At 40.9% G+C, this 16,742-nt stretch carries 13 protein-coding genes and 1 riboswitch; of the genes, 3 read left to right on the top strand and 10 right to left on the bottom strand.

The genetic code is table 11. The features are described 5' to 3' along the window. Nucleotides 1–12: 12 nt before the first annotated feature. The 3 genes from BLR53_RS01175 to BLR53_RS01165 all read right to left on the bottom strand — a co-directional run bounded on the left by BLR53_RS01175 (nt 13) and on the right by BLR53_RS01165 (nt 5,633). A complete protein-coding gene (locus BLR53_RS01175) occupies nt 13–3,528 on the bottom strand; it encodes a TonB-dependent receptor (RefSeq protein WP_083331964.1) in 3,516 nt (1,171 codons plus the stop codon). Nucleotides 3,529–3,641: 113 nt separating this feature from the next. Then, nucleotides 3,642–4,916, bottom strand: a complete 1,275-nt coding sequence (locus BLR53_RS01170; protein ID WP_176763498.1) for a FecR family protein — start codon at nt 4,914–4,916, stop codon at nt 3,642–3,644. A gap of 111 nt (nt 4,917–5,027) precedes the next feature. Continuing rightward, nucleotides 5,028–5,633, bottom strand: coding sequence for an RNA polymerase sigma-70 factor (locus BLR53_RS01165; protein WP_074586404.1), 606 nt, complete (start codon nt 5,631–5,633; stop codon nt 5,028–5,030). A 206-nt stretch (nt 5,634–5,839) separates the two neighbouring features. Between BLR53_RS01165 and BLR53_RS01160 the strand changes: the two genes are divergently transcribed. Both BLR53_RS01160 and pepE read left to right on the top strand, forming a co-directional pair. Further along, nucleotides 5,840–6,883 (top strand): hypothetical protein, encoded by a 1,044-nt coding sequence (locus BLR53_RS01160; RefSeq protein WP_037444658.1) that lies wholly within the window; start codon nt 5,840–5,842, stop codon nt 6,881–6,883. 19 nt (nt 6,884–6,902) lie between these two features. Beyond that, nucleotides 6,903–7,610, top strand: a complete 708-nt coding sequence (gene pepE / locus BLR53_RS01155) for a dipeptidase PepE (protein WP_074586401.1) — start codon at nt 6,903–6,905, stop codon at nt 7,608–7,610. A gap of 7 nt (nt 7,611–7,617) precedes the next feature. On the opposite strand, the gene BLR53_RS19665 is transcribed toward pepE, so the two are convergent. The 5 genes from BLR53_RS19665 to BLR53_RS01135 are packed head-to-tail and all read right to left on the bottom strand — an operon-like array spanning nt 7,618 to nt 12,919. Next, complete coding sequence (locus BLR53_RS19665) at nt 7,618–7,926, bottom strand: hypothetical protein (protein WP_143007793.1); 309 nt, start codon at nt 7,924–7,926, stop codon at nt 7,618–7,620. Next, a complete protein-coding gene (locus BLR53_RS01150; RefSeq protein WP_083331962.1) occupies nt 7,907–8,566 on the bottom strand; it encodes a hypothetical protein in 660 nt (219 codons plus the stop codon). Before BLR53_RS01150 ends, BLR53_RS19665 begins: the two co-directional genes overlap by 20 nt. 12 nt (nt 8,567–8,578) lie before the next feature. Next, nucleotides 8,579–9,682 carry a DUF5074 domain-containing protein gene (locus tag BLR53_RS01145; protein WP_037444663.1) on the bottom strand — a complete coding sequence of 368 codons (1,104 nt, stop codon included), beginning with the start codon at nt 9,680–9,682 and terminating at the stop codon, nt 8,579–8,581. An 11-nt stretch (nt 9,683–9,693) separates the two neighbouring features. After that, nucleotides 9,694–10,833 (bottom strand): YncE family protein, encoded by a 1,140-nt coding sequence (locus BLR53_RS01140; protein WP_074586396.1) that lies wholly within the window; start codon nt 10,831–10,833, stop codon nt 9,694–9,696. Between the two features lies 1 nt (nt 10,834). Beyond that, the gene (locus BLR53_RS01135) at nt 10,835–12,919 is read right to left on the bottom strand and encodes a TonB-dependent receptor plug domain-containing protein (protein ID WP_083331961.1); all 2,085 of its coding nucleotides are present in this window, start codon (nt 12,917–12,919) and stop codon (nt 10,835–10,837) included. A gap of 94 nt (nt 12,920–13,013) precedes the next feature. Beyond that, nucleotides 13,014–13,207: riboswitch (cobalamin riboswitch) on the bottom strand. A gap of 225 nt (nt 13,208–13,432) precedes the next feature. Between BLR53_RS01135 and BLR53_RS01130 the strand changes: the two genes are divergently transcribed. Then, nucleotides 13,433–13,813 (top strand): DoxX family protein, encoded by a 381-nt coding sequence (locus BLR53_RS01130; RefSeq protein ID WP_037444667.1) that lies wholly within the window; start codon nt 13,433–13,435, stop codon nt 13,811–13,813. 39 nt (nt 13,814–13,852) lie between these two features. On the opposite strand, the gene BLR53_RS01125 is transcribed toward BLR53_RS01130, so the two are convergent. Then, entirely contained in the window at nt 13,853–15,181 is a 1,329-nt protein-coding gene (locus tag BLR53_RS01125; protein ID WP_074586392.1) for an amidohydrolase, read from the bottom strand. A 130-nt stretch (nt 15,182–15,311) separates the two neighbouring features. Further along, on the bottom strand, nt 15,312–16,286 hold the full coding sequence (locus tag BLR53_RS01120; RefSeq protein ID WP_037444671.1) for a 3-keto-disaccharide hydrolase: 975 nt from the start codon (nt 16,284–16,286) through the stop codon (nt 15,312–15,314). Nucleotides 16,287–16,742 lie beyond the last annotated feature (456 nt).

The raw sequence follows: 16,742 nt of genomic DNA, 5'->3' as shown, positions 1-16,742 counted from the left end.
CCGATTAATGGTTTAGAAACCAAAATTTAACCCAACAGTAATTGTTCTTGCATTCGGACTCTGGTTTTTATCCATTCCCTGAGTGATTGCATTATTCGCATTCGTCGTTACTTCAGGATCTAAACCTGTGTAGTTCGTTAACAAAGCAAGATTTTGTCCGCTGACGAATACTTTCGCATTGCTTACTTTGATCCTTTTTAGAAAATCATTAGGCAAATTATAAGATAACATCACGTTTTTCAATCGCAGGAAGTCAGTAGAACTTACGTTAACGTCCAATGGCATAGAGTTTCCGCTCGAAACATTATCTCCATTTACTACCCTTGCGATATTAGTTACTTCACCAGGATTTCTCCAGCGATTTAATACATCCACAGAGTTGTTCCAGAAACGCTGATCACGCATAGTCGCCTGTGTTCCATTCATCATATACCCGCCCATCTGGTAGGTTAACAGAACGCTTAACTCAAACTGTTTGTACTGGAAGGTATTTGACCAGCCACCAAACATTTTTGCTGCTGAAGTTTTATAAGCTACAGCATCTGCTGCAGGTGTAATAGCAGGTGCACGTGACCCATCTTCATAAGACCATTGGTAAGCAGAAGGTCCGCCAGGTGTAACTACATGCTGGTAGAGCACTTTACGTCCTTCACTGTTAATAAAGACTCTTCTGCCGGTTTGCGAATCAATACCACCGGTACGAATTGCGTAGATCATGCCCGCTGCATACCCCGGAAGTGTAATACTATAAGTATCCACACTGCCCACGATAATACTTGGCACCCCATCGGCAAGGGAAGTGACTTTGTTTTTATTAGTAGTGATATTAAATGAACTGTTCCAGGTGAAATTATCCGTTCTGACCGGCGCACCATTCAGGGAGAATTCAACACCTTGATTATACATTGTACCTACATTTTGCAGAATACTGTTATTTGTTGAGTTAGGGATACCTGCAGACGGAGGCAGCGGTACACCGAAAATCAGTCCGTCGATATTGTTTTTGTAATAGGCAAGTTCACCATTCAGTTTCCCACCTAACAAGCCGAAATTAATACCAATATCCGTTTTCTTACTGGTCTCCCATTTAAGATCCGGATTTCCGGCAGCTGAATAGCCAAGACCTGGCTGCCCGCCATACAAGTTAGCAGAATAAGTATTTAGAGCTCCGAAATCCGTTAGTCCGCCGATGTTACCAACTTTACCGTAACTCGCCCTGATTTTTAAGTTGCTGAATACTTTATCCAGTACAGAACCAGACCAGAAGTCCTCTTTCATAATTTCCCATCCGGCAGAAACACCCCAAAAAGTACCTTTTTTATTATTAGGGCCTAATGCAGAGAACTCATCCATTCTATAGTTACCTGTCACATAGAATTTCTGCTTAAAGTTATACTGCAAACGGGAGAACAAAGAGAACAGATAATTATCATAAACCTGATTATCTGTGTTATAGGCAAATACATTCTGCCATCCGCCCTGAATATTTGAATATAAAGGATCTGACTGCCCCTGACGCTGTAATCCGAATTGATTACCATTGGTCTTCTGCTGTTCCTGACCTAATAAGACATTAAATGAGTGATGATCCGCGAACACATGGTCTGCGGTGACAGTATTTGTCCACACCCATCTCTCTCTCGTCGAATTCGCGCTGCTACTGCTACCATTTGTAGCTATCCCCTCACCACTGACAGGGCTGTAGTAGTTTTCATAAGTTGTATACCTATAATCAATACCATAAATTGACTTCACAGCCAGCCATGGCAACGGATTAACCTGGATATAGGCATTGGACTGAATATTATTTACCTTATTTCTGGAATAATTGGTATTCAGTGATACTTCAGGGTTATAGAAACCTAATCTCGATTGGTTTAGATGTCCGGTATTATCCTGAATCCCAAGGTATCCATTTGAAGTATTATTATAAGAACCGTCATTATTATACGGACTTACAATCGGCGAATTAATTAATGCCAGTCTGGACATTGCGCCCGATGCAGAGGAGTTTCCTGCCGCCCCGGTAGACATTGCCGACGCATTATTTTCATTGACATAGTTAATTTTCGCACCCAGACTTAACCAGGAATTCGTTTTATTGTCAACATTGAACATTGCAGACTTTCTGTCGAATTTATTCTCTCTGAAAATACCGTCCTGTTTGGTGTAGCCAACTGAACCATAATATTTTGTCGTTTGGGTAGCTCCGGAGATATTAAGGTTATTATTATTCGAAACACCTGTTTGGTAGATATAGTCATACCATCTCGTATCAATAGGGTTACCTGCTGCATCGTATGATAATCCGTAATAATTTGTCTCTGGATTAAAAGTACCTTCATTTTTGAGGCCCTCATTTTTAATCTCGATATATTCCGCAGCGTTTAACAATTTAGGCAACCGGTTTGCATTACTAAAACCTACAGAGCTCTGAAAGTTAATCTTTGCAGCACCCTGTTTACCTTTTTTTGTCGTGATAAATACGACTCCGTTTGCTGCACGGCTCCCATATATACTGGTTGCTGCGGCATCTTTGGCAATATCTACACTCTCAATATCTGCAGGGTTAATTGCAGACAGCGGATTTGTAGCAGCATAGCCCAGATTAGATTCATTTTCATTGGTAAAGGTTGGCACGCCATCTACCACGATCAAAGGATAAGAACTCAACGATAATGAGTTTACACCACGGATACGGAATACAGGAGCCTGGTTAACTACACCGGCGTTTGCGGTCATATTAACTCCCGTTGCACGACCGTTCAGCGCACTTTCAAAACTTGCTACCGGCTGGTCCGCAAGGGTACTTCCTTTTAAATTGGAAAGACTGCCCGTGGTTTCAGATTTCTTCTGCGTTCCATATCCGATTACAACCACTTCGTTCAGATCGGAGTTATCTGGACTCAATGCTATAGTCCCGAGATTTGCAGATGCTTTAACCTCTTTAGTCTGATAACCAAGAAAGGAAATAAGCAAGACAGCGTCGTCAGCAAGACCTTTAAATGCAAAGGCACCGTTCTGATCTGTCATTGTACCTTGTCCGCCACCCTTCACCTTCACAGAGGCACCTGGTAAGGGCAATCCTTTTTCGTCAACGATTTTACCTCGGACATCTATCGGCGGTACATTTTTAACAATTGTTTTTCTTGGGGTAAGCAGTACTGTATTATTCTTAACAACATAAGTAAAAGGCTGGTCTTTTACAGATTCATTGAGTGCTTCCTCCAGAGAGACATTAGCTACATCAATAGACACAGGTTTAGCAGTTGCAATCAATTCTTCGTTATAAAGCAAGCTGCAGCCACTTTGCGTTCGTATTTTCTGTAGAACTTTATCAAGCATCACATTCTTTTCAGAGATCGTGATATTATTCACCTGACTTTTAGCATTCACCTGAAACACGGTAATGCCGAGAATAAAAATAGTTAGTTTTTTGGCTTTCAGCAGATTATTAATAAATGCTGAATTGATTTTGCTGGGTACACAACAGCGGGACATCCAAGTGTTTACGACACGGAAATTCATACGCTAAAATTAGTTTTGGTTAGTTTTTAATTAGGTGTTTTGATTTTGGCTGAAGAATCAGGATGGTTAATCCCCAATTCTGGTTGAAGTAGAGCTAAATTTACATAGGCATATTAATTAGGTTTGACATTTATGTTTGTGTTTGTGTTAGCTCGATTAATCTCTATCCTTTTCCCCTTGCCGTCTGCCATTTCTGTAATTCTGAATTTCAGGCTTCCGGTGAGCTCCAGCATATCAAGTACCTGGGAAAGTGTAACGTTTTTAGAAATAAACCCCTGGTAACGGGTTTCAGGCAGATGAGCATAGTCAACTTCTACGTCGTACCATCTTTCCAATTGCTTCATAATATCAACCAAACTGAGATTATTGAAACGGAAATTCCCATGCTTCCATGCCATAACCTCATCCAGGTCTACAGAGGCAATTTTCATCTGGTTTCCTTTCAAAATAGCCTGCTGTCCGGGCCGGAGGATATCACTGTCCGAAATATTTAAATTTGTTACTTTCACACTGCCTTCCAGTAATGTGGTTTTCATAAACTTCTCATTCCCGTAAGCATTGATATTAAAATGTGTACCTAACACCTCTACCTCCTGGTTTTTGCCACCCTCCCTGGTCACTACTTTAAATGGTTGTCTGCCTTCTTTATTAAGTAACGGTCTGATTTCAAAATAGGCTTCTCCATTTAGCTCTACCCTTCTTTCATTCCCGGAAAAAATTGCCGGAAATTTCAAAGTAGAGGCTGCATTAAGCCAGACCTTACTTCCATCTGGTAAATTGATCTGATACTGACCACCCTTTGGGGTAGAAATAGTATTGATCTGACTTTCTGCGAGATGGCGTTCTTCATGATTACTGCCGGAAGATGTATAAATTAATTGTCCGTCCGCAGCTTTGGTAATACTAATGCCAGACTGGCTTGCGATTTTTCCATTTGACATGTCATCCAAGGTAATCTGCGTACCATCAGCCAAAGTAAGCATAGCTTTATTACCTCCAGGAACTGCGTCGGGCACTTTTACATGCGGAGTTATAGTATTCGCAACCACGAGTTTCCGTTCCGGCAGTGTCGCAGGTGTCAAAAGCCACCATATTCCTGATGAGATTAGTATAAACACCGCCGCAGCAACTGTGAATGCTCTTTTTATGTTCCAGCTTCTTCCTATTGAAACGACAGGAGTCTGACTGCTTTCCATGATATTACGTAATATCTGGTTACTTGTCGCCGGGGTAAAAATCTTTTTTGAGGGAACAAATTCATTCCATGCCTCACCCAATAATTCCCTGGCTTCCTCTTCATGTTCAGGATCTGCAAGCATAGCAAGCAGTTCGGCTTTCTCTTCAGGCCGGGCCTGATTAGCGAGATAAAGCTGGAACAATAAGGACATCCGGGTATTTACCATATGAGCGTCTGTTTGAAACATTTCACCAGTTACCTGGGGCTTGTTACTATAAAGACACTAAACGCTAAAAAAGTGGATATCAGAAAGTGATATTTTTTACAAATCTTCCAGATAGCACATTAATAAGAGTAAAGAGTATAAAATATTACTGCTTTTAACGTAGCATGACACTGATTTAAGTGCCCATTGCTGATATTTTTTGACTGAATCTGTTGATATCTGCATTTTATCAGCAATTTCCGGATTTTTTAAACCCTGCATTCTGAGTAAGAAGACCTTTTGCTGTTGAGATGGCAGGCGAGCGATTGCCTGATCTACCAGAACCTGAATATCAGGATTACTATTCAGATTATCTGCAGGGGTTTCTGCAGGTTCTGTATCATCAAATTGTTGCTTATAATATTCCTGATACTTATGATGATTAAGCATCTTTCTAAGGCTGTTCAAAGTAAAATTCCGTGTTAAAATAAAAAGATAGGAACTAAAATTACTAATCTCAGCTAGTTTTTCTCTATTGATCCATACTTTCAGAAAAACTTCCTGAACAATATCCTCAGTAAGCTCCTGGGAGTGCGTTAACATTAATATATATTCCCCTAATTGATGATGGTAGCCCATAAACAGATCCTCAAAAGCCAGTTCGTCGTCTTGAGCTATCCTGTTCAGGAGATATGATTCATTATTTAAAGGTTTCAGTCCCAAGGCTCATGCAGAAATAATATATAAACATTGTCAATATAGAGTAAAAGCAGATGAGTTATAATTTAAGCATGTAACAATTTAGTCGTATTACAATAAAGAAAAAGAACCTTATGAATAAGGAAAATACAGTCAAAAAATGTACATGGTAATTAATGTAGTTCTACTAATAATTGCTAAAAACACTAAATTGGCGCAAAACAAATTCTATGGAACCCACTGATGTAAGAATATCGAAGAAGAAACCGATCTACCCAGTAAGTGCGGCGCTGCAGAAGTACCTTAAATCTTACCAGCGCGATTCGAAACTTCCAATAACCTACAATGATCTTCTGGTTTTTGATGAATCTTATCCGATAATGGATAAGCATGGAAAAGATTCATTATGGGAAGGCCCGATATACGCCTCAGACCGTATTGAGCATATCCACAATGGCCTAAAGGTGATCTACGCCAATTTAAAGGCATCTGGAAACCTTAGAATCGTTCAGCACAAGTATATAGATAAGATCGAATACTGCACGTTTGGCAATACAAATCCTTTCAGAATCAGAATAGTTAACAGGTTAAATGACGTATATGATTATTTCTACGTAAAGAAAGCCGATGCATCCAGGATTTATGGACTGGAGCTGGAAGAAATACTCTCACCAAACCAAGTCAATTATCTGGTAGACGGAGAAACTTTGATCGAAGAACATGTTGCCGGTATTCCGGGAGATGTCTTCGCAAAAGGTTATTTAGAAAACCCGGAATATAACCCGACCCGGATAGCGAAGGAATTTGTCAAATTCAACGAACGTTGCCTGGTTATGCTTTTGGGAGACATGCGCGCTTATAACTTCGTCGTGCAGATTACACCTGATTTTGACGACATACAATTCCGGATCAGGGCTATTGACTTTGATCAGCAGTTTTATGAAGGAAATATCAAAATTTATATGGCCCAGTTTTTCAAGGAGAACCTTCCCTACGTTAAATTATGTATGGAACACCTTAGTGATAAAACTTTTCAACAGTATCAGCAGGAAGAGAAATCTTCCATCCTCCACCGTGTACGCAGTGAGCGGCACAGGCTCCGGGATCTCAGAGATGTATCCAATACAGAGATACTCACCACACCAGAAAATATTGAAACCCTTAAAAATGGGATGGCCAGGCACTTCGAAGATCAGGATTACCTGGAATGTGAGACCATGACTGACCTGGTAGAACTGAATATTAAAAATATCATACGACAGGTTAAATTATAATTAAAAGATAAAAAAACAGATGAAAAACATCCTTCTGGCAAGTACCTCCTCCCTTTTTGGGGAAGAATACCTCGCCTACCTTAAGCCTGAGATTGAATTATTATTTCAACAGGCAGACGAAATAATCTTCATCCCCTATGCCAGACCAGGAGGTCTCACTCACGATGAATACACTGCAAAAGCAGTCTCATTCTTCGAAACAATAAATATCAAAGTTAAGGGACTGCACACTTTTGACGATCAAAAAATGGCAATCCGGCAGGCCAAAGGATTCTTCACAGGGGGAGGAAACACATTTCTATTAGTCAAACAGCTTCACGAATTGGATCTAATGGCTGAACTAAAAGACGCCGCGGAATCCGGCAAACCTTATCTTGGAACCAGCGCCGGGAGTAATATAGGCGGTATAAATATGCAGAACACCAATGACATGCCTATCGTCTATCCGCCTGACTTCAGGACTATGGGTTTAATTAATTTTAATATTAATGCACATTATCTGGATCCGGATAGCGGACTAAAACACAATGGAGAAACCCGGGAGACCAGAATTAAAGAGTTCCATGTATTTAATTCAACACCTGTTGCGGGTCTAAGGGAAGGAAGCTGGATCAGGGTAAAAGAAGGGAAAGTAACCACGGAAGGCAGCCACAGCACCCGTATTTTTTTACCAGGGCAGGAAGCAGCAGAGCTGGAACCCGGATCTGCAATGGATCATCTGCAATAATTAAATGTTACTGTGGAATCGGGCTAAAAAACTTATTATACAATCTGATGTCTACGGCTCCTGCAACCTCTGTGGATACTTCTCCGGTAACCCGGGCTGTTGAATTAGATGCGTCTGTTACCGGGCTTCCATTATGATTCTGGCCGGTATATACTTTTACAAAGTCAATCTTTTTAAGATTAGCCTGCTCACCTTGTTCGGTCATTGCCCAATCGATATCGAAAGCATTATATCCTCTGCCCCTGGTCTCCTGAAGTCTTAAATATTCTGCTGACCCAGAGTCCGAATAGCCAAAATCAAAAGGTTTGTTGCTCAACTCCCCCATCTTTGAAGGTGTTTTCAAGTAATGTTCCATTGAAAGTAAAAGATGCCTTCTCATTCGCCCAAACCGGATAATAAGCCTGGGTATGAAAAGCATTCCGAAGAATAAATCCGCTTTTACCCTGATTATCCGTCCACTTGATATCATCCTGCAACTTATCCGGCTTGTAATAGGTAATCTCATACTTTTTGATTGTTCCGGTGGCAGCGTGCCCACTTCCGGCAATCTCGTACCATGTATCATCCGGCAGACCATTTTTATTGGTATCCTCCATTACCATAACAATGCCAGGTTCAGACCATTCTGCACCATTTATAGTAACAGGGTTACCAAAAATCCCCAGATCAGGACCAGATTCATTTTTAATGCTGTGGTCAAAACCAAAAATGATATAACCACCATAGGCGCCTAATGAAACCAGCCCATTATCTACACCGCCTATCAGATCTTTTGCCTTTTCCGCCGTACCAGACGAGGGGTCATTAACAAACTGCCCCGGCGCAGGAACATAAGCAAATACCTGACTGATAAACGGACTGAAATTTTCCGGAGTTTCCTGCTGATCTTTCTTGCAGGAATTGAAGCCAAGACCGCAGATCGCGGTCAGGGCTAAAGATTTTAACAAAAATTTCATTTTTATAATTTATTATCTTGTCTTGTATAGATAAACTGCATGTTTCGGCAGTCCGGTAACAGTGGCTTCATACTTCTTCTTACCATCAGTTCCAAAAGCGTAAACGAAGCCGGTTGTACCGTATCCGTTTGCATCAGAAACAAGCACCTCATTATTAAGCGGATTAATACTTAAACCATAATACGTCTTAATTGATGTACCATCAGTAATCAGCGGGCTACCTAAGGCACCAGTATTCAGGTCCAGAGGTTTTACCTGTGCATTCATGTAAGGATCTGTAACGACATATCCTATATTCTGCTGAATTGCAATCGATCCGATATCATATGGGAATGAACTTACTTTCGTATCTGTTGTACTGTTTATTAGATCAAGAGATGGAGCATTACCGATAATATAATCATTTACAGTCACGACAAAAACCTGACCATTTTCACCTGCAGCGACACTCACCGGATTATTGTTCACCTCGATGTCTTTGATCTTTTTAAAATTAAGCAGGTCAATTACAGAAACTTTGTTTTTAGCTCCTTTTTCCTGGTAAAACCTGTGAGAAGAATTCGCCACATATAATTTACCATTAGCTACTGCCAAACCTTCCAGACCTTCACTTAGCATTACCTCTCCGTCGATTGTCAGACTTGCGGTATCAATCCGGCTAACCTTCCCGTCATAACGGGAAACATAAGCCTTATTCTTATAGAATGCAATAAAACGTGGAATAGCTCCATCAGTCTCCGTATTAAAAGAGATTCTTTTGATAGACTTTCCTGTTGATAATTCCATCACATCGACAAATGATTTTTTCTCACCCTGAATACCAGATACTACACAATACATTTTGCTACCATATTGCTGCAGATCATTCGCTGTCTCACCCAGCCCGATTCCATTTACCTGTTTGTAATAATCAACCACGGTTAAATTTTTCTCCACGTCATAGAAAGATATTGCACTGTTATTGTTTCCGACCGTACCTTCACCCAGCACATATATGCCCGTTGTGTATCTCTCTCTTTCAATCTCGGTATGATCCTTTTTACAAGAACTCAAACCAATCAGACAAATTGAAACGCTAAGTATAGCCGTCTTTAATAAGGGTAGTTTTGTTTTCATATTATTTATGGTTAATTTATAAATGCGAAATGTGCGGGGATGTCCCCTGTTGTCACTGACCATTTTTTGTTTCCTGCAGGATCAAAACAGTATAATTTACCTGGGGTAACATAGTCCCTGGCATCACTTACATAAACCTCTTTCGTGTAAGGATTTACTTTAATTCCGTAAGGAACAAGAATTTCTTTTTCTGTCCCGTCGTTTATGAACTTGCGGTCCATTACCGTTTCATCTTTTACATTAATCATCGTGTATGAAATGGTGTTTTTTTGTAAAGGATAACTCCATGTACTCGCATACAGATATGCAATATCATCATCAATCCAGAGATTACTTGCAGCGATATCGAACACCTTTTTAACAGCATCTTTTTGAGTATCAATAACAAACAATCTGGAAGGGGTATCATAATAATCACCACGTGAGGTTACATAAAGATCACCATAACGATCTGCCTTTACCCTGTTCAGGTTAATAGCTACATCAATTCGCTTGATTTCTTTAAAAGAGACCAGGTCAATCACTGATAATGTACGCTCATAATCCGGCGGACTATAACCACCAGAATTTGCGACAAATAATTTTCGACCGACTATGGCCATTTCTTCGGGCTGCCGGCCTACATTTACTTTCTTTTCTATAGTTAAAGTTGTTGTATCGATTTGGGCCACAATTCCCTGTGTCGCAGAAGCATCTCCTACTTTACCCAGATAGGCACTCACATATACCTTACCTTCACTAAACGTGATGTATCTGCAATTGACAATATCGATCTGTTTAATTCTTTTAGCTGTTTTAGCATCCAGGATCTCCAGTTTATTTGACACATTCACAATCACATAGAGCTTAGACCCATAAACCAGGATGTCATTACCTACGTCGCCCAGTCCTCTGGTAACTTCAGGATTTGCCTGACTATAAATATTGCGCTGATACTTTCCTGTCCGGAAATCAATCAAATCCAGAGAAGCTTTATTCATATTCATATTTCCTTCGTTTAATATGAACATTCCTTTCAATGTACTTGAAGGATTGGGAGGAAATACGAGTTCTTCCTGGGAAGGAATCACAGACGGATCTTTCCGGCAGGAAGAAAAAACTATACAAAAAGCTATAAGTATGCAGATAAAGAGAGAATTGGGCTTTTTCATATTAAATCGTGTATTGAAGTTTTAGGCGATAAAACCGGCGGGGCATTGGAAAACTCGCAATAATCTCCCTATCCTGGTTAAGTAGATTATTAATCTCTATCTGGAATTTTAACTGCTGTTTGTTTAATAAGAAATTATAGCCCGCGGAAACATCATGGGTATACCAGGGCTGCATATAATTGTACACCTGATTCTGGTCCGTACTTAGCTGATTATATCTTTCGCCCGTATATATATAACTGTAATTGAATTCAAAGTTTTTATAATCAGCACCCAGGGTCAGCGAAGCACTATGCATGGGTGTATAAGGAATATTATAATTATAACGTTCTGTGCTGGTAATATCCCTGGCCTGCTGATAAGTATAATTAACACCTGCCTGAATACCAACTCCGTTACCCGCATTCCATACTGTTTGTATATTGGCTTCCAACCCTTTAATACCAACGACCCCAATATTATACATTGTCCAGCGGTAAAGATTCTGACTGGGGACAGCTACAATTTTGTCCTTAACCCGGTTATAATATGTATCAGTCTGGACAGACAGGCTCACCAGAGACTGGTGCAAGAATGTATGATGGTAGGTCAATCCAAAATTATACTGGCTTGTATATTCAGGCCTTAATAAGGTATTCCCTATAAATGTGTAGTAAAGGTCGTTGAAAGTAGGCATCCTGAAAATACTTTTATAAAAAGCCCTGACCCTGAAGTCTTCGGTATCAAATGGTTGCCATGAGGCCAGCACGGCTGGTGTAAATTCATGCTTGCTGCCCGCACTCGTATACTCACGGACCTCGTCCCGTATAAAGCTTCCTAATACGGAGGCCTGCAGATTAAAGCGTTTCAACTTCAGCTCCGAGGCTAGCGCAGTCAGGATGGTATGACGGGTTGGAAAAGGAAATCTGTAAAGATTCGCGTCCAATTTATTCATCTGATAATCTGTAGACAGGGCAATTTCCCAAACCGGCAGCAGATGGAGGCGGCCGGCAGCAGAAACATAGAGTTCATCCTGTTTAAACCGGTTATCCAGAAATCCAGAAGTGGTCACATATTCAGGATCAAGATAACGAAGGTAATCATGCGCATATTTTGCATTAACCATTAAACTATAGCGTCCTTTATCATTCGTTTGGTAACCTGCCTGAACAAAAGTGTTCCTGTCCCACTGTCGCTGAGTATAGTCAAACTTATTCGCTACGACGGCTCCAGGCAACCCCCGCGCCGATCTGTACTGGTAACCTTTAACAAACCAGGAACTACTGTCTGCCGTTAAACCATTCAACCCTGCCTCCAGGCGCATCGATGTAATATCAGTATTACTTCTTCGTGCGGTAGTATCATAAACTCCATTAGTATACCGGAATTTATACCTTCCGTCTGCATGGAGCCATTCTGTACTTAAATTTGCAGTTAAATGCGGACTTATTTTTTCCTGCCAGCGAACAGAAGGATTAATTAAACCAAAGGAGCCACTTTTCACACCAACCCGAATGTGCCGGTGCTCGCCAGGCTTAAATTCTGGTCTGGCAGACCTCATATAAATAGAACTCGCTGCACTGAACGCTTTCGCAGGTTGATAGATTTCGCTACGCTGACCGTTATAAAGGGCAATTTCCTCCAGGTTGTCCAAAGAAAATCTACTGAGATCTACCTGTCCGTTCTGGGCGTTTCCCAATTGTACACCATCATAAAAAACAGCGGTATGCATAGAGCCAAGACTTCTTACATTCACGGTTTTGAGCCCCCCGATGCCACCATAATCTTTCAGTTGGACCCCACTAAAAAAACGCAGTGCATCAGCAACAGAAAAACTATTCAGTCTGGTTAATTCGGAACCTTTCAATAACTGGACAGGAGTTGCAGACGTATGGCGTATACCTGCCCTTACCGTAGCAATATTAACCTGTCTGAGTTGGAAAATTTTTGATGTATCCGCTTTGCGATCCTGGATGTTTTTTTTGATCTGGGCAGATACAGTGAATGGACAGCACACCACCATCGACACTAAAAGAGTGAAATATAAACACTGAATCCAAGAAAGGTATTTACGCTCTAAAAGCGTAGGAAGCGCAATTAATTCCATGTGTGGTATAGTAACCCCACAGCAAACCAGATTTAAACTATAAATGAAAAAACACGATAAGTATTTTCATTCCAGCTCCATTCCACGAAAGCTATGAATTATAAAGCTAGAGGCAGGTATTCTGACTTGCTCTCCTTGCCCCGCCTTCCCATTCTCTGAACAGAACAGTGACTATAGATTGGGTTTGGTATAAAGAGCTTACAGCTGCGGGACAGTTCCGGATTTACACCAGATTCCCTTTTAATCTTTATGCGACTTACATAGAGAACCAAAAGCGAAGCAAATGTAATTAAAACGTGCCGGATTTTAGTCTTGAGGCATATATTTAATCTGATTATCGGCGTAATAAGTCTTACGGCTTCCTTTTTTATCGATCCTGATCCCGTCGCCGTCCGGGGATTTTTCCAGGTCAGGATTATGAAATTCAATGTCCTTTACAGCCCTTATTATTGGCTCATACTCCCCTGATTTTTTCGTATATTAATATAGAGATTTAAAAAAAATCAAAGACCTATGACCGAATCAAAAAAAACAAAAATTACGTATTGGGTGAGCACAGGGATACTGGCCATATTCATCATCCCAGGTATTTTTTTCCTTAACAGTAAAATGGCATTAGATGGCACAGCACACCTTGGTCTTCCTTTATGGTTTCACTGGGAATTAGGGATCGCTAAGTTCATTGGCGGTATTATACTCATTGTACCTCTTTTCCCGAAGCGGTTAAAGGAATGGACTTATGTAGCTTTCGGTATAGATTTTATCTCTGCATTTATTGCTATTCTTGCCGTAGACGGAGTTGGCGGTATGTGGTACAGTCCGATTGTAATGTTTATCGTCCTGCTGGTCTCCTATTCCTCTTATCACAAACTGAATAGTACGGTTCCTGCATAAAAAAATCCCTGCCGCTGGAGTTCGTGGCAGGGATCATAATCAGGATATCAAAATTTGCTGTTCCACCCCTTTATAGTATCTGGCACGCAATGGCGGTATACGCGCCACTGCTTCAGCAGAACAACTTGCCTTAAACAGGTTAAAACTAGCTGCATCACCAACTTTCGGCCATAACTGTTTACCGTTGTCATCCAGCGGCAAAATATCGTCGGTTGCAATTCGCAGACATCTGGACAGTGCCAGTTCGTCCGACCAGCCATAAAGCTGTGCAAGCAAATTGGCTTTTCCCAGCATATTGCCAGAGCCAAAAGTAGACCAATGATCAATTACACTGTCCGTACCTGTCATTACCCTTACCTTATGTTTGTACAAAGTTGGTATAGGCATCACAGATTTCCCTATCGGCACGGTAGATATGATACCAATACCCGCTTCGGCAAGATTTGCACATACCTGATCCAGTTTAGGCTGTTCCAGTCTGCTTAAAGCGAAGGCGTGGCTAACAAATGTCTTACCTTTCAGCGCTGGATTCTCCATCACGCGTCTAGTGAGATATTCGATAGTTTCCAGACCCGATTCACCCGATTCATGCAGGTGAATGTCAATTCCCTTTTTGTAATCCAGTGCCAGGCGGATGGTCAGATCCATTGATTTAATCATATCCCGATCAATAGATGTAGGATCCAGGCCGCCTATAAAATCTATATCCAGCTGTGCAGCTTCCTTCATCAGCCCCTCAGATTTTGAGTATAATAGTCCATGTTGCGGAAAAGCAACAATCTCTACTCCGAACGAGTTTTTCTTATTCAAGATGGCCTGTTGAAGATTCTTTAAGGAGTTTAACTTTGAAGTAGGTTCGATATTGCAATGGCTGCGGGCAAAGTCTGTGCCCTGAGACTGCAGTAACTCGATTATCTTTTCTGCCCTTTCGGTAGAATGAGGCAATAACTGAGGGATAATCTGTTCCTCCAGTCTGATCATGTCAACAATAGATTTCTGTTTTTTAGACCTTGCCTTCCACGGACCACTGTAAAAAGTTTTATCCAGATGGATATGCATATCTTTCATCGCAGGAAGCATAAGATACCCCTTCGCGTCCACAGCATCCTTCGAATCTGAGTTCGGCTGTATGCTGAAGATTTTTCCATCACGGATTTCCACAACAAACAATGCCGTTTTAGTAGCAGTTATTTCAAACTCATCTGATTCAAATCCAGTTTCCAGCAAAACGTTTTTAAGCGTGATATTCCCCGCTTTGTTACTGCTTCCAGTAAACGCTGTCATGGCCACTAATGGTTTGGGTACACCAGCCAGGAGGCCGGCACCAACCATGCCGGTAGATAAGGATAAAAAGTTCTTTCTGTTCATATCGGGTTAAAAGAACAAATTTATCAAGGATAATTCGGAATAATACTATTCAAATGGTGACAAGACTTGTCCTTTTTATAAAAAACAGAAAAACTACATCAGCTGAAACTTAGCTGATGTAGTTTTAAAATTATTTAACAGGTGTAATCGTAATTTTTCTAAACTCAATCGGACCATGATCGCCCTGTATATAAATTGGTCCGGGTTCCCCCTCCTTGCTGTCTAAAGCCCCTCCGGTGATACCAGGGATCTCCTGATTTGTGATCACTGTCTTGCCATTGGCAACCACAGTTACCTTACGGCCAATCAATGTGATATCATAAGACTGCCACTGATCCGGCCCCAAGGCCGCAATTTCATTCGGCGCAAGGAATCCATAGATACCGCTAAACAGCACGCTCGCAGGATGCAGGTCAGCAGGACTGTCTTCGATCTGAACTTCGTAACGACCTCTGAGATAAATACCGCTATTGCTACCTTTCTGGTATTTGAATTCTACGTGTAACTTAAAATCTGTAAACTTTTCATCAGAGATCAGATTGGCTCCGGATTTAGGACTGGTCAGCACACCATCTTTAACAATCCATTGATTCTGTCCCAATGCTTTCCAGCCGGTCAGATCCTTACCATTAAACAGCGCTATCGGTTTACCCCATGATACTGTACCTGTCCGGTTAAGATATGGCGCTCTCTGCCCGGTGAAAGTGTGTTTTTTACCTTCACTGGTTGTGATCGTCCCACGAATTTCCCCACCTGACAGCTCCCCCTCTATGACAAAGTCATTATCTCCGCTTTCCCACTGGGGCGGAAGACTAAAACTAAACTTCTGACCATCTAGTTTTACTCTTGAAACCGGCCTTGCACTACCTGAAGCACCAACAAAGCTGCCAACTAGTATCCTGTTTCCAGAAAGCTTCACTTCCAGCCATGAAGGCGCAGGTTTCCCGTTGTCGTCCATAGTAATATCCCATCTTCCTATTAATTCAGAATCAGCAACCGTTTCTGCTGACGATGTTTGCGGATTACGGTTTGCCGCGAGCAGAATACTGGCAGATCCAACAGATAAAAGGCTGGTCAGGCCTAAAACTATAAATTTCTTGTTCATATCAGTGATTTTATGATTTAAATAGATTTATTACAATAAAGAGTTAAAGTTAAAATACTTACTCATCGGTAAGATAAGATTTTCTAAAGTTCTCAGCTAATAAATCAAAGCTGAGCCCAATAAACTTTGTCATTTTTAAATCAGAAAAAATATTAACTATACCTAGCCGGTAGAATTTATCTAATATTGCAAACCTAAACTGAAATGCTTTTAAATTATTAAAACGGCACATTGAGCTTACCATTCAATGGCACCACACACTCAAAAAAACAAATAATGATGAATTTATTTTTACAAGCCGATTCAAGATTCCCGAATGTGATGCCCTATTACCCCCCCTTTATTTTGCAGCATCATCGCTGCTGCCGTAATTTTTAAACAGCGGACAGCCATTTAAAACCCTACTATTTTTCTCAAATATCGTATCCATCCTTCGGGTTCCGGCAATGGTATACT

This window comes from Pedobacter antarcticus, from assembly GCF_900103515.1.
GTDB lineage: Bacteria > Bacteroidota > Bacteroidia > Sphingobacteriales > Sphingobacteriaceae > Pedobacter > Pedobacter antarcticus.
This window is presented reverse-complemented; position numbering and strand designations above follow the sequence as displayed.

Coding starts and splice junctions, on each gene's coding strand:
- BLR53_RS01175 (WP_083331964.1), bottom strand. CDS start 3,528: ATGAATTTCCGTGTCGTAAACACTTGGATGTCCCGCTGTTGTGTACCC.
- BLR53_RS01170 (WP_176763498.1), bottom strand. CDS start 4,916: ATGTCCTTATTGTTCCAGCTTTATCTCGCTAATCAGGCCCGGCCTGAA.
- BLR53_RS01160 (WP_037444658.1), top strand. CDS start 5,840: ATGGAACCCACTGATGTAAGAATATCGAAGAAGAAACCGATCTACCCA.
- pepE (WP_074586401.1), top strand. CDS start 6,903: ATGAAAAACATCCTTCTGGCAAGTACCTCCTCCCTTTTTGGGGAAGAA.
- BLR53_RS01150 (WP_083331962.1), bottom strand. CDS start 8,566: ATGAAATTTTTGTTAAAATCTTTAGCCCTGACCGCGATCTGCGGTCTT.
- BLR53_RS01145 (WP_037444663.1), bottom strand. CDS start 9,682: ATGAAAACAAAACTACCCTTATTAAAGACGGCTATACTTAGCGTTTCA.
- BLR53_RS01140 (WP_074586396.1), bottom strand. CDS start 10,833: ATGAAAAAGCCCAATTCTCTCTTTATCTGCATACTTATAGCTTTTTGT.
- BLR53_RS01135 (WP_083331961.1), bottom strand. CDS start 12,919: ATGGAATTAATTGCGCTTCCTACGCTTTTAGAGCGTAAATACCTTTCT.
- BLR53_RS01130 (WP_037444667.1), top strand. CDS start 13,433: ATGACCGAATCAAAAAAAACAAAAATTACGTATTGGGTGAGCACAGGG.
- BLR53_RS01125 (WP_074586392.1), bottom strand. CDS start 15,181: ATGAACAGAAAGAACTTTTTATCCTTATCTACCGGCATGGTTGGTGCC.
- BLR53_RS01120 (WP_037444671.1), bottom strand. CDS start 16,286: ATGAACAAGAAATTTATAGTTTTAGGCCTGACCAGCCTTTTATCTGTT.